Here is a 12,403-nt window from a genome sequence, read left to right on the forward strand (position 1 = left end):
GGGCGGGTTGAAATGGGAGACAACCATGATAGATCTCTACACCGCTGCGACCCCGAATGGCCACAAGGTCTCTATCGTGCTCGAGGAACTCGGCCTGCCCTACACGGTGCACGCCTTGAGTTTCGACAAAAAGGAACAGAAGTCCGAGGGCTTCCTCAAGATCAATCCCAATGGCCGGATTCCGGCGATTGTCGACCGCGCCAACGGCGATTTCGCCGTGTTTGAATCCGGCGCGATCCTGATTTACCTGGCTGAACTGAGCGGCAAACTGCTGCCAAAAGACCCCAAGGGGCGTTCAGTGGTCCTGCAATGGCTGATGTTCCAGATGGGTGGGATCGGCCCGATGCAAGGCCAGGCCAACGTGTTTTTCCGTTATTTCCCGGAGAAGCTCCAGGGCGCCATCGATCGCTATCAACATGAAACCCGCCGCCTCTATGAAGTGCTCGACACGCGCCTGCAAGCCGTGGAGTTTCTGGCCGGTGAGTACAGCATTGCCGACATCGCCACTTATCCGTGGGTCCGTGGCCATGAGTGGTCGGGCGTCGAGGTCGACGGTTTGCCGGCCCTGCAGCGCTGGATGGCAACCATGGAGGCGCGCCCGGCGGTACAGCGCGGTTTGCTGGTGCCTGAGCGTATCGATGACGCCAGTATCATCAAGGGCGCCCAGGCCATGCTGATCCGATGAGTCTATCCATGCGTTCACTCAGTCTGCTGTCGCTGTGTTGTTTCAGTCCGCTGTTATTTGCCGCCGATGTCCCGGGCAGTCAGGACCTGCCGATCGTGCCGCGTATGGCCGATGCGCAGATCGTTGACTATCGTCCGGTCGCCGAGCTTGAGCGGATCTATCCACTGGGCTCGATCCGCAAAATCAGCGGCCAGTTGCGCTTTGATGGCCAGGTTGCTGCCCGAGGGCAAACCACTTCGGTAACCTACGAGTTGCCACCGGAGCATTCCTCCACCGAGGCCTTCACCGCCGCTCGTGAAGCCTTGCAGAAGCAGGACGCCCAGTTGCTGTTCTGGTGCCAGGCCCGTGATTGCGGCGAAAGCAGCCTGTGGGCCAATGATGTCTTCGGCAATGCCAAGCTTTATGGCGCTGATGATCAGCAAGCGTATTTGCTGTTGCGCCTGGCGGCCCCGCAGGACAACACACTGGTGGCGCTTTACAGCATCACGCGCGGCAATCGCAAAGCTTATCTGCACGTCGAACAGTTTGACGCCGCCGCGCCGCTGGGTGATTTGCTGCCGACTTCTGCAACCTTGCTTCGAGAACTCAAAAGCACCGGTGAGCTCGATTTACCCAAATTGACCGGCGATCCTGACGATACCTGGCTACGCCTGATTTCTCGTGGGCTGAATCTGGACACCACGTTGCGGGTCAGTGTTTCCGGGCCGAAGGCCGAAGCCTGGCGACAGGCACTGATCGGGCAGGGTGTGCGTACCGCCAGGATGGAAGCGGGTAGCGTCGAAGTTGCTGGCTTGCACATCCAACTGTTGCGATAAGCTTTATCAGGCGAACGTACACGCTGCGTTCGCCTACTCTTTTGCGGACTGATTTTTTTCGAGATTTAGATGATCAATAACGATCGGCTGTTGGTGCAGATCCTGCTCCTGGTGCTGTTTGGCGCGAGCTTCTGGGTGATGGCGCCGTTCTGGTCGGCGCTGTTCTGGGGCGCGGTGCTGGCGTTTGCCAGCTGGCCACTGATGCGTTTGCTGACGCGTTTGCTCAATGGTCGCGAATCTCTGGCGGCCGCAGTGCTGACGCTGGGCTGGATGTTGCTGGTGGCGTTGCCGTTGGTCTGGCTGGGGTTCAACCTCGCGGACCATGTGCGCGATGCCACGGCGTTCATCAAGGATGTGCAGGTCGACGGGCTGCCGGAAGCGCCGACCTGGCTGGGCAGTATTCCCTTGGTGGGCGAGCGGCTGGTGGGGGTCTGGAACAGCATCGATCAGCAGGGCGCGGCGATGATGCTGGCGGTCAAACCTTATCTGGGCCAGGTCGGCAATTGGCTGCTGGCGCGCAGCGCGCAGATTGGCGGCGGGATACTCGAGCTGACGTTGAGTATCGTCTTCGTGTTCTTTTTCTACCGTGACGGGCCGCGTCTGGCGGCGTTTGTTCATGGTTTGCTGGAACGTCTGATTGGTGACCGTGCCGGGTATTACATTGAATTGGTGGCGGGCACGGTGCAGCGGGTGGTGAACGGCGTGATCGGGACGGCGGCGGCCCAGGCGGTTCTGGCGTTGATCGGGTTTTTGATTGCCGGGGTACCCGGGGCGCTAGTGCTGGGGATCGTCACGTTTTTGTTGAGCCTGATTCCGATGGGGCCGCCGCTGGTGTGGATTCCGGCAACGGCCTGGCTGGCCTGGAAGGGCGAGTACGGGATGGCGGTGTTTCTCGGAATTTGGGGGATGTTCATCATCAGTGGCGTCGACAACGTGCTCAAACCGTACCTGATCAGCCGGGGCGGTAATTTGCCGTTGGTGATTGTCCTGCTCGGGGTGTTTGGCGGGTTGATTGCCTTTGGTTTTATTGGCTTGTTCATCGGCCCGACGTTGTTGGCGGTGGCCTACAGCCTGCTGAACGACTGGAGCAAGAGTCAGGCTCGGGTTGAGGATCGCCGGCCCTGAGATTTTTGTTGGAGCTTAGGGCCCCTTCGTCGGAACGCCGCCCGGAGCAAGCTCGCTCCCACATTGATTTTGTATCGATAACAAATTATGTGATCAATGCAGATCAACTGTGGGAGCGAGCCTGCTCGCGATGCTTTTGACTCAGGTGGCGACGTTCAGGTATTTGCCCACGGTCGCCACGTTGTCGAGCGAGTACTGCTTGCTCAGGTTGGCGATCATTTTGTTCAGGGCTTCGGTCACGTTCGACTGATCGGTAGAACTGTTGGTGCTTCGCTCGCGGCCGGCTTGCAACGCCGCGTTCAACTCGTCGCTGCTGACGCCGCCACTGCTGTCGCTATCCAGCACTTTGAGCAATGCGGCGCTGGTGTCGGTGCTGGTCGATGAGGTGCTGCTGGTCTGTAACGCGCTGGTCAGTTCGGTGGCGCTGACACTGCCGTCGCTGTCCGCATCGAGCTGGCTGAACAGTTCTTCGCTGGACACTTGTTGAGGGGGCGGCGGAGGCGGGGCGAGGCTGGCGGCGAGTTCGTCCTGGCTGACGGAGCCGTCTTCGTTCTTGTCCAGGGCCGAGAAGATTTCTGTGCTGTCGGCGCTGCTGCCGGCGTTGGCCAGGCCGTTGCTCAGTTCATCGCTGCTGATGGCGCCGTCACCGTCGGCGTCCAGGGCGCTGATCAGCGCGTCAGCCAGTTCGGTGTTCGGTGCCTGGTCCCGTGGCGGTGGCGGCGGAGGGGCCATCGCGGCCATTTCTTCACTGCTGAGGCTGCCGCTTTCGTCGCTGTCCAGGTCGGCGAAATTCTTGCTCAGGCTGACCAGCAGACCGTCGTCGGTTTTCTGCGACAGGGCGCTCTTGAGTTCATCCTGATCCACCGCACCGTCGCTGTTGCTGTCGAGTTTGGCAAGCAGCTCTTTCTGAAATTGCTGACTGCGGGCGGTGCTGGTTGTGGTGCTGTTGGTGCTGGTATAGCTCGTATAACTGCTGACGCTACCGATCATTGCGCTCACTCCTTGGAATGGATAACCGGTGGGTGCACCGGCTTATGCAGCCTCAAGGGGCAAGTTGTCGTGGGTATATGAGGTTTGTACCGAACGGTACACAGAACGGGTAATCAGGTTCGGGGTAGGCGAATCACTGCTGTCAGGCCACCACCGGGCGTTTCTTCCAGGCTCAACTGCCCACCCAGGCGTTCGGCCGCCTCTCGGGCGATGGTCATGCCCAGCCCGACCCCGCCGGAGTTGCGGTTGCGCGAACCTTCCAGGCGAAAGAACGGCTCGAACACCGCTTCACGTTTATCCGCGGCGATACCCGGCCCATGGTCGATGACCCGGATCACCAGGGTTTCGCGCGTGTCTTCAAGCGTAATCATGGCCTGCCCGGCATAACGCAGGGCATTGTCCAGCAGGTTGTTGATGCACGAGCGCAAGGCCATCGGCTGCACTTGCAACGGTACGCAGTGGCCGCTGGTCAGAACATCGGCGCCCTGGTCCTGGGCGTTTTCACTCAGGGATTCGACCAGCGCCTGCACGTCCATCCATTGCACAACTTCACTGGTCCGCTGTTCATGCAGGTAAGTGAGGGTGGCGTCGAGCATGCTGATCATGTCGTCCAGATCCTGACGCATCTGGCCTTGCAGTTTGTTGTCGTCGATCTGCTCCAGCCGCAGCTTGAGTCGCGACAGCGGCGTGCGCAGGTCGTGGGAGACGGCGCCAAGCATCCGCGAGCGTTGTTGCACTTGTTCTCGAATGCGTTGCTGCATCTTGTTGAAAGTGTGTGCCGCTTGCCGGGCTTCCCGTGGGCCGGACTCATCCAGCGGCGGGCTATCAAGGTTTTCGCTCAGTCGCTCGGCCGCATCGCTCAGGCGCTGGATCGGCCGGCTCAGCAGTTTGGCACCGTACCAGGCGGCGATGATCAGCGAGACCAGCTGAAAAGTCAGCGGCACCAAGGGGCCGCCGAACCACGGGCGCGGTGGCCGATTTCCGAAGCGCGGGTCCATCGGCGGGCGCTGTCCGTCGAAGTTTTCGGAAAACCCTGGCGGCGGTGGCGGCGGCGGCGGGCCGTAATAGTGAAACCAGAAAAACGCCAACAAGTGCGCCAGGATGATCGCCACCAGCAGCATGCCAAACAGGCGGCCGAAGAGCGTATCGAAGCGCGCACGCATCAGCCGATGTCTCTGGCGTCGAACAGATAACCCTCACCGCGAACGGTCTTGATCAGTTGCGGGGCTTTCGGGTCATCACCGAGTTTCTGGCGCAGGCGCGAGACCAGCAAGTCGATGCTGCGATCAAAGGCTTCGATCGAGCGACCGCGAGCGGCATCCAGCAGTTGTTCGCGGCTGAGTACCCGGCGCGGACGTTCGATGAATACCCAGAGCAAACGGAACTCGGCGTTGGACAGCGGCACCACCAGGCCATCAGCGGCGATCAATTGGCGCAGCACGCTGTTCAGGCGCCAGTTGTCGAAACGGATGTTGGCCCGTTGTTCGGTGCGATCGTCGCGTACCCGGCGCAGGATCGTCTGGATGCGCGCCACCAATTCTCGCGGTTCGAACGGCTTGGCCATGTAGTCGTCGGCGCCCAGTTCCAGGCCGATGATCCGGTCGGTGGGTTCGCAGCGGGCAGTGAGCATCAGAATCGGGATGTCCGATTCGGCGCGTAGCCAGCGGCACAGCGACAAACCGTCTTCGCCAGGCAGCATCAGGTCGAGCACCACCACGTCGAAATGCTCCGCTTGCAGCGCCAGGCGCATCGCGGCGCCATCGGTGACGCCGCTGGCGTGAATGTTGAACCGGGCCAGATAGTCGATCATCAGTTCGCGGATCGGGACGTCATCGTCGACGATCAGGGCGCGAATGCTCCAGCGTTTGTCATGGCCGGGCGCTTTTTGATCGTCGTTCACAGGTGCGTGGAGCTTGTGCATGCGTGCGTTCATCTGCCAGGTAGGCTGCCAACCACAAAGATGGGCTGCGAGGTTGTGGTTTCAGCATAGGCGTCCGGCCCGGAGGCGGGAAGTGCTGTAAGGACGTGTTGCGGCTGCCGAAGGTAACGTTGAAGGGTGTTGCAGGCGTGTCATGTGTGTATCTGACTCGACACAATTGGTGCAAGGGCTAGTCTTGCTTGAGCCGCCTCGACGAATTACCGATCATCGGGTCCCGCAGAGGCGCTGGTTCCGCTACAATGCGCGCCGATTTCGACCTGCCTGAGAGCCCACTCATGTCCGCCTGCCAGACTCCTATCATCGTCGCCCTGGATTTTCCCACCCGTGACGCCGCACTGAAGCTGGCCGATCAGTTGGACCCGAAGCTGTGCCGGGTCAAAGTCGGTAAAGAACTGTTCACCAGCTGCGCTTCGGAAATCGTTGGCACCCTGCGTGACAAGGGGTTCGAAGTGTTCCTGGACCTCAAGTTCCATGACATTCCGAACACCACCGCCATGGCCGTCAAGGCGGCTGCGGAGATGGGCGTGTGGATGGTCAATGTGCACTGCTCTGGTGGTTTGCGCATGATGGCCGCGTGCCGCGAAGTGCTTGACCAGCGCACCGGTCCGAAACCACTGCTGATCGGCGTGACCGTGCTGACCAGCATGGAGCGTGAAGACCTGGCGGGTATCGGTCTGGATATCGAGCCGCAGGAGCAAGTGTTGCGCCTGGCCGCGTTGGCGGAAAAAGCCGGGATGGACGGTCTGGTGTGCTCGGCTATGGAAGCTCAGGCCCTGAAATCGGCGCACCCGTCGCTGCAACTGGTGACCCCGGGGATTCGTCCGGCGGGCAGCGCCCAGGACGATCAGCGCCGCATTCTGACCCCGCGTCAGGCGCTGGATGCCGGTTCCGATTATCTGGTGATCGGCCGTCCGATCAGCCAGGCCGCGGATCCGGCCAAGGCTTTGGCAGCCGTAGTCGCCGAACTCGCTTAACCAAACGCTGAAAATCAAAATGTGGGAGCGAGCCTGCTCGCGAAGGCGGAGAGTCAGCCGACATCAATGTTGACTGATACACCGCTTTCGCGAGCAAGCTCGCTCCCACATTGGTTTGTGGTGCATTGAAATATCGGGTTAAACCTTCAGCACCAACTTCCCGAAATTCTCGCCGCTGAACAATTTCATCAGCGTCTCCGGGAATGTCTCCAGTCCTTCAACAATATCTTCCTTGCTCTTGAGCTGCCCCTTGGCCATCCAGCCGGCCATTTCCTGTCCGGCGGCGGCGAACTGCGCGGCATAGTCCATCACCACAAAGCCTTCCATCCGTGCGCGGTTGACCAGCAGCGCCAGGTAGTTGGCCGGGCCTTTGACCGCTTCCTTGTTGTTGTACTGGCTGATGGCGCCACAGATCACCACCCGCGCCTTCATGTTCAGACGGCTCAGCACCGCGTCGAGGATATCGCCGCCGACGTTATCGAAATACACATCGACACCTTTCGGGCATTCGCGCTTGAGGCCGGCGTGGACGTCTTCGTTTTTGTAATCGATGGCACCGTCAAAACCCAGTTCGTCGATCAGGAACTGGCACTTGTCCGCGCCGCCGGCAATACCGACTACGCGGCAACCTTTGATCTTGGCGATCTGCCCGGCAATGCTGCCCACCGCGCCCGCAGCACCTGACAACACCACGGTGTCACCCGCCTTCGGCGCGCCGACATCGAGCAGGGCGAAATAAGCGGTCATCCCGGTCATGCCCAGCGCCGACAGATAACGCGGCAGTGGCGCCAGTTTCGGATCGACCTTGTAGAAACCTCGTGGCTCGCCGAGGAAGTAATCCTGCACACCCAAGGCACCATTGACGTAGTCCCCGACCGCGAAGCCCGGATTACTCGAGGCAACGACTTTGCCTACGCCCAATGCGCGCATCACTTCGCCGATACCGACCGGCGGGATGTAGGACTTGCCCTCGTTCATCCAGCCACGCATGGCCGGGTCCAGGGACAGGTATTCGTTTTTGACCAGGATCTGACCCGCAGCCGGTTCGCCGACTGGCACTTCTTGATAGGTAAAGGTCTCGCGGGTTGCCGCGCCCACCGGACGTTTGGCGAGCAGGAACTGGCGATTGGTCTGGGTAGTCATGACAGGCACTCAAGATGAATGAAGACTTGTTGATAGACCTTCATGAACGATGCCGCAAGTTTGGCTGACGCCGCGAATGCATATCGATCCAGTGCAGTGATAGTCGAACCGGCGGTTTTATCACTGTCACTCATGGGCACCCAACTGGCCTTCTGATAGTGCTGCCGCGCCTCAGGCCCTTGTGGCTAGATTGCGAACACGCGATCCCCCGCATCTTCTCTTCGAGGACATAACAATGAGCATGACGTTTTCTGGCCAGGTCGCTGTGGTGACGGGCGCCGCCAATGGCATTGGCCGCGCGACCGCCCAGGCATTCGCCGCTGAAGGCTTGAAAGTGGTAGTGGCCGACCTGGATGTGACAGGGGGTGAGGACACGGTGGCGCTGATTCGTACCGCTGGTGGTGAAGCCACCTTCGTGCGCTGCAACGTCACGCTGGAAAGCGATGTAAAAAATCTGATGGACGAGGTGGTCAATACCTACGGCCGTCTCGACTATGCCTTCAACAATGCCGGCATCGAAATCGAGAAAGGCAAGTTGGCCGAAGGCACGGTCGATGAGTTCGACGCGATCATGGGCGTCAACGTCAAAGGCGTCTGGTTGTGCATGAAGTACCAGTTGCCCTTACTGCTGGCCCAGGGCGGCGGTGCAATCGTCAATACCGCATCGGTAGCCGGCCTTGGGGCTGCGCCGAAGATGAGCATTTACGCAGCGTCGAAACATGCGGTGATCGGCCTGACCAAATCGGCGGCCATCGAATACGCCAAGAAAAAGATTCGGGTGAACGCGGTGTGCCCGGCGGTGATCGACACCGACATGTTCCGCCGTGCCTATGAAGCCGATCCGAAGAAAGGCGAGTTCGCCAATGCCATGCACCCGGTCGGGCGCATCGGCAAGGTCGAGGAAATTGCCAGTGCGGTGCTGTACCTGTGCAGCGACGGCGCAGCGTTCACCACGGGGCATTCACTGGCGGTGGACGGTGGCGTCACGGCGTTCTGAAACCAGGCACTGCAACGTAGGAAAAAACCCGCACTTGTGCGGGTTTTTTTTCGGTTCCCTAAAGGGGTCGGACAATGTGTTTCAAATGGTTAGAACCGAGGGTTTTTGCGGCGATGTCACACCTCTGATCGACCGATCTTGTGATTAACTGTTTCCCGCAAAACGGACAGGAGTTTGCTTGCTCATGGAGTTGAGAATCGATCGACAGGCATTGGTGCCGGTCGTACAGCAAATCGTCGACGCGCTAGCCTGCTGGCTTCGCCGTGGCGAGGTGCCGCCGGGGACGCGTTTGCCTTCTGTGCGGCAAATCGCCCGTATCAATTTGCTCAGTCAATCCAGCGTCGTTGAAGCCTGTGAGCGTCTGGTGGCTCAAGGGGTGCTGGCATCGCGTCATGGCGCCGGTTTCATTGTCGCCATTCCAGCGCTGACCGCTCAGGGACAACAGGATTGTCCCTGGTTCGAGGGGGCAGAAGTGAAGCAGGGCGGCACCTCGGGCGAACTCAAACTGGGGTGTGGCGGACTGCCCGAGAGCTGGCGCGAAACTGACGACCTGAGCTACGCGATCCGTCAGGTCAGCCGCACCGACATGGCCGGCCTGTTCAACTACAGCACACCGCTGGGCCTGCCAGCCTTACGTCAGCAGATCCACAAACGCCTGAAACATCTGAATATCGTGGTGGAGGAAAGCCGGATTCTGACAACGGCGGGGGCCAGTCAGGGGCTGGACCTGATCGTGCGGACCTTGTTCAAACCGGGTGATTGCGTAGTGGTGGAGAATCCCGGTTATTCCTTGCTGTTCGATTTGCTCAGGTTGCACGGGGTCAGCATGATCGAGGTGTCGCGAACCCCACGCGGGCCGGACATTGAAGCGCTTGAGGCGCTGCTGGTGAAGTACAGGCCCTGCGGGATCTTCATCAATAGCTTCTATCACAATCCCACTGGCAGCAGCCTGGCGCCGGCGGTGGCGCAGCGGGTTCTGCAACTGGCCAAAACCTATGGCCTACTGGTGATCGAAGACGACGTCTATGCGGATTTTCACAGCGGCCCCGGTACGCGCCTCGCTGCATTGGGTATCGATGACAACGTGATCTATGTCGGCAGCTACTCCAAAACCCTCAGCAGCTCGTTGCGGGTCGGTTTTGTAGTGGCCGGCGCCGAGGTTATTTCGCGGCTGGCCGAGGTCAAGATGATCAGCAGCATGGGCGCCTCACGGTTTTGCGAGTCGGTGTTGGCCAGCCTGTTGGCCAGCGGCGCCTATCGCAAATTGGTCCAGCGCCAGCGCCAGCGTTTGAGCAGTGACAGGGAGGCGGCGTTGCAAGTGCTTGAAGACGCCGAGTGGGAGGTGTTCGGCAAGCCGGTCGGAGGCCTGTTCATCTGGGCGCGATCGCGGATGTCCGACTACGCTGAGGTGCGCAAACAAGCCCAGCGCTTCGGTGTCCTGTTGTCTTCTGCGACGGCATTCAGTCCCACCGCAGAGGCCAGTGACTGGCAGCGTATCAATGTGGCCTATGCCTGTGATCCGCGAGCCCGGGCGTTTTTTCAGGCCACCGCTCGGGATCGACCTCAAGCGTTCTGAAAACGACGTGAGCGTAGCTTTTTGCCATTATTCAGACGCCAGAGACTTGTGTTGATACAGGCCCGTTGCGAATCTGCGTCAACAGACTATGTCAGGGGACTAAGTGCAATGATTTCGGCCGTGCAAGGACGTTTTGCCAACCTCGGTATGGCGAAAAAACTGGGTGTCGGGTTTGTACTGGTGCTGCTGTTGACCGCCTTGGTGGCAGCCATCGGCGTATGGTCCCTGCAAACCATCAGCCAGCGCTTCGACGGGCTCAAGCAGATGTCGTCGCTCAACAGCGGTTTGCTCAAGGTGAGACTGCTCGAGCAGGAATACGCCTTGCACGGCAACCCGAAAACCGCTGATGCGTTGCGCGAGGGCGTTGACGGCCTGATCGCCCTGGCAACCCAACTGAAAGCGGCGTCTGCGGCCAACGTGCCGGTGATGAATGACGTCGAGCAGTCCCTGGGGGCCTACCGCAAGGCCTTTGACGAGTTCGTCTCGCTCAGCCAGGCCAAGGACCTGGCACTGGAGATGGCCAGTTGGTCGGTGTCCAGCGTGGCCAATAATCTCGACGTGCTGCAGGCCGGGCTGGCCGATGACGGCGCTTATACCTTGAAGGAATCCGAAGGCAAGGACGGTGGGCAGTTTATCGAACAGGCCAATCAGGTCAGCCAGGTGTCGCGGTTGATGTTGCAAGCCATGAACGAAGCGCGCGTGCGCCTGGACCTGAGCCGCAAGGGCGACGACAGCGCAGGGCAGGGCAAGATCGAGCAGGCCGACCAGGCACTGACCCAGGCTGAGCAGCTGAAAACCACGGTCAAGGATGAGGGTTATCAGACTGTCCTCAACGAAGTGGTCGGGCACATCGGCGGATTCAGCGAAAAACTCGCTGAGTACACCGGCCTGCTGGCGCAGGAAAAAACCGTTTATCAACAGTTGCATCAGCGCGCCGCTCAGGTGGTGGAGCGGGTGGATCAGGCCTATGTCGCCGAAGACCAGTCGATGCAGGCGGAGCTGAAAAAGAACTCGCTGCTGATCATCGGTTCCTCGGCGCTGGCGCTGCTGGTCGGGCTGATTGCGGCCTGGGTGATTACCCGGTTGATTGTGGCACCGTTGCGCAGTGTGATCCGTGTTGCTCAACAGATTGCCTCTGGCGATTTGAGTGCGACGGTTGAAGTGACCCGTCGTGATGAGATAGGGCAGCTGATGCAGGCCATGCAGCAGATGGGCGCGGGGCTTAGCAGCATTGTCAGCGGTTTGCAGGCGGGTATCGAACAGTTGGCCAGTTCAGCGCAGTCACTGTCGGCGGTGACCGAGCAGACCAATCTTGAAGTCAGCAGCCAGAAGGAAGAAACCGAGCAGGTCGCTACCGCGATGAATCAGATGACCGCCACCGTGCACGACGTTGCGCGTAACGCGGAGGAGGCCGCTCAGGCGGCGCAGACAGCGGACGGCAAGGTTGAAAGTGGTCAGCAGGTGGTGCGCCAGAGCATGGCGCGGATCGAACAGTTGGCGGATTCAGCCACCTCGGCCAGTTCGAGCATCGAAAGTTTGAGTGCGGAAATCCAGAACATCGGTACGGTGCTGAGCGTCATCAAGAGTGTGGCCGAGCAGACCAATCTATTGGCCCTCAACGCCGCGATCGAGGCGGCTCGAGCCGGCGAGCAGGGCAGGGGCTTTGCGGTGGTGGCCGATGAAGTGCGGGCACTGGCCAAGCGCACTCAGCAATCGACCGAGGAGATTGAACGACTGGTGAGCGCCTTGCGCTCGGCGGCTCAGTCTTCTGTTCAGCAGATTCAGAACAGTGGTGAGCTGGTGAAGCTGGCGGTGAGTGATGCGTTGCAGACTGAGAGTGCGCTGGGGAGTATCGCGGCGGCAGTGTCTTTGATTCAGCAGATGAACCAGCAGATTGCAGCGGCTGCCGAGGAGCAGAGTTCAGTAGCTGAGGAGATTAATCGCAGTGTCACGAGTATTCGGGCCAGTGCGGATCAGTCTTCGTTGGCGATGCAGGGGAATGCGGCTTCCAGTATTGAGTTGGCGCAGTTGGGGGTTGAGTTGAAGGGGATGGTGGGGCACTTTCGGCTCTGAGGTGGGAGCTATGTTTTGTTGACTGAGTACATATCCGTTCCTGCGGTAACGGCCACTTAGGGTTTCGCCCTTACGGCGAGTCACTT

General features: G+C 60.1%; 12 protein-coding genes and 1 pseudogene. 8 read left to right on the forward strand and 5 right to left on the reverse strand.

Features of this window, described 5'->3' with window-relative positions; all coding sequences use genetic code 11:
* Window positions 1-25 precede the first annotated feature (25 nt).
* The 3 genes from ACA056_RS07115 to ACA056_RS07125 all read left to right on the forward strand — a co-directional run bounded on the left by ACA056_RS07115 (window position 26) and on the right by ACA056_RS07125 (window position 2,625).
* Complete coding sequence (locus tag ACA056_RS07115) at window positions 26-685, forward strand: glutathione S-transferase family protein (RefSeq protein ID WP_056745055.1); 660 nt, start codon at window positions 26-28, stop codon at window positions 683-685.
* Between the two features lie 8 nt (window positions 686-693).
* Window positions 694-1,500, forward strand: a complete 807-nt coding sequence (locus ACA056_RS07120) for a DUF4892 domain-containing protein (protein ID WP_497271503.1) — start codon at window positions 694-696, stop codon at window positions 1,498-1,500.
* 69 nt (window positions 1,501-1,569) lie between these two features.
* Window positions 1,570-2,625, forward strand: a complete 1,056-nt coding sequence (locus tag ACA056_RS07125) for an AI-2E family transporter (RefSeq protein WP_095132397.1) — start codon at window positions 1,570-1,572, stop codon at window positions 2,623-2,625.
* A gap of 141 nt (window positions 2,626-2,766) precedes the next feature.
* On the opposite strand, the gene xopAW is transcribed toward ACA056_RS07125, so the two are convergent.
* The 3 genes from xopAW to ACA056_RS07140 all read right to left on the reverse strand — a co-directional run bounded on the left by xopAW (window position 2,767) and on the right by ACA056_RS07140 (window position 5,536).
* Window positions 2,767-3,615, reverse strand: coding sequence for a XopAW family type III secretion system calcium-binding effector (xopAW, locus tag ACA056_RS07130; RefSeq protein WP_497271505.1), 849 nt, complete (start codon window positions 3,613-3,615; stop codon window positions 2,767-2,769).
* Window positions 3,616-3,728: 113 nt separating this feature from the next.
* The gene (locus ACA056_RS07135) at window positions 3,729-4,778 is read right to left on the reverse strand and encodes a sensor histidine kinase (RefSeq protein ID WP_497271507.1); all 1,050 of its coding nucleotides are present in this window, start codon (window positions 4,776-4,778) and stop codon (window positions 3,729-3,731) included.
* Window positions 4,778-5,536, reverse strand: coding sequence for a response regulator (locus ACA056_RS07140; protein ID WP_497271509.1), 759 nt, complete (start codon window positions 5,534-5,536; stop codon window positions 4,778-4,780). The genes ACA056_RS07135 and ACA056_RS07140 overlap by 1 nt, the downstream gene beginning before the upstream one ends.
* A 293-nt stretch (window positions 5,537-5,829) precedes the next feature.
* On the opposite strand from ACA056_RS07140, the gene pyrF reads away from it, so the two are divergent.
* A complete protein-coding gene (gene pyrF, locus ACA056_RS07145) occupies window positions 5,830-6,528 on the forward strand; it encodes an orotidine-5'-phosphate decarboxylase (protein WP_178122744.1) in 699 nt (232 codons plus the stop codon).
* A 138-nt stretch (window positions 6,529-6,666) separates the two neighbouring features.
* On the opposite strand, the gene ACA056_RS07150 is transcribed toward pyrF, so the two are convergent.
* Together ACA056_RS07150 and ACA056_RS07155 are read right to left on the reverse strand one after the other, a co-directional pair.
* Window positions 6,667-7,671, reverse strand: coding sequence for an NADP-dependent oxidoreductase (locus ACA056_RS07150; protein WP_497271511.1), 1,005 nt, complete (start codon window positions 7,669-7,671; stop codon window positions 6,667-6,669).
* Window positions 7,668-7,805 (reverse strand): hypothetical protein, encoded by a 138-nt coding sequence (locus ACA056_RS07155; protein ID WP_158539696.1) that lies wholly within the window; start codon window positions 7,803-7,805, stop codon window positions 7,668-7,670. Before ACA056_RS07155 ends, ACA056_RS07150 begins: the two co-directional genes overlap by 4 nt.
* Window positions 7,806-7,906: 101 nt before the next feature.
* Here ACA056_RS07155 and ACA056_RS07160 point away from each other — a divergent pair, with 101 nt between their 5' ends.
* From ACA056_RS07160 to ACA056_RS07175, 4 genes and pseudogenes are all read left to right on the forward strand, one after another.
* Window positions 7,907-8,668, forward strand: coding sequence for an SDR family oxidoreductase (locus ACA056_RS07160; RefSeq protein WP_497271514.1), 762 nt, complete (start codon window positions 7,907-7,909; stop codon window positions 8,666-8,668).
* A gap of 184 nt (window positions 8,669-8,852) precedes the next feature.
* Window positions 8,853-10,244, forward strand: coding sequence for an aminotransferase-like domain-containing protein (locus ACA056_RS07165; RefSeq protein WP_497271516.1), 1,392 nt, complete (start codon window positions 8,853-8,855; stop codon window positions 10,242-10,244).
* Window positions 10,245-10,391: 147 nt separating this feature from the next.
* Window positions 10,392-11,456: pseudogene (locus ACA056_RS07170) on the forward strand (HAMP domain-containing protein); the annotation flags it as partial.
* A complete protein-coding gene (locus ACA056_RS07175) occupies window positions 11,454-12,317 on the forward strand; it encodes a methyl-accepting chemotaxis protein (protein WP_375154723.1) in 864 nt (287 codons plus the stop codon). The pseudogene ACA056_RS07170 and the gene ACA056_RS07175, both read left to right, overlap by 3 nt.
* The last annotated feature ends 86 nt before the right edge of the window (window positions 12,318-12,403 follow it).

Source organism: Pseudomonas sp. LBUM1666 (genome assembly GCF_059695775.1).

Excerpts from the sequence above, each read along its gene's own strand:
- ACA056_RS07115 (WP_056745055.1), top strand. The coding sequence starts at position 26 with ATGATAGATCTCTACACCGCTGCGACCCCGAATGGCCACAAGGTCTCT.
- ACA056_RS07175 (WP_375154723.1), top strand. The coding sequence starts at position 11,454 with ATGGGCGCGGGGCTTAGCAGCATTGTCAGCGGTTTGCAGGCGGGTATC.
- ACA056_RS07135 (WP_497271507.1), bottom strand. The coding sequence starts at position 4,778 with ATGCGTGCGCGCTTCGATACGCTCTTCGGCCGCCTGTTTGGCATGCTG.
- pyrF (WP_178122744.1), top strand. The coding sequence starts at position 5,830 with ATGTCCGCCTGCCAGACTCCTATCATCGTCGCCCTGGATTTTCCCACC.
- ACA056_RS07125 (WP_095132397.1), top strand. The coding sequence starts at position 1,570 with ATGATCAATAACGATCGGCTGTTGGTGCAGATCCTGCTCCTGGTGCTG.
- ACA056_RS07155 (WP_158539696.1), bottom strand. The coding sequence starts at position 7,805 with ATGAGTGACAGTGATAAAACCGCCGGTTCGACTATCACTGCACTGGAT.
- ACA056_RS07150 (WP_497271511.1), bottom strand. The coding sequence starts at position 7,671 with ATGACTACCCAGACCAATCGCCAGTTCCTGCTCGCCAAACGTCCGGTG.
- ACA056_RS07165 (WP_497271516.1), top strand. The coding sequence starts at position 8,853 with ATGGAGTTGAGAATCGATCGACAGGCATTGGTGCCGGTCGTACAGCAA.
- ACA056_RS07120 (WP_497271503.1), top strand. The coding sequence starts at position 694 with ATGCGTTCACTCAGTCTGCTGTCGCTGTGTTGTTTCAGTCCGCTGTTA.
- xopAW (WP_497271505.1), bottom strand. The coding sequence starts at position 3,615 with ATGATCGGTAGCGTCAGCAGTTATACGAGCTATACCAGCACCAACAGC.
- ACA056_RS07140 (WP_497271509.1), bottom strand. The coding sequence starts at position 5,536 with ATGCACAAGCTCCACGCACCTGTGAACGACGATCAAAAAGCGCCCGGC.
- ACA056_RS07160 (WP_497271514.1), top strand. The coding sequence starts at position 7,907 with ATGAGCATGACGTTTTCTGGCCAGGTCGCTGTGGTGACGGGCGCCGCC.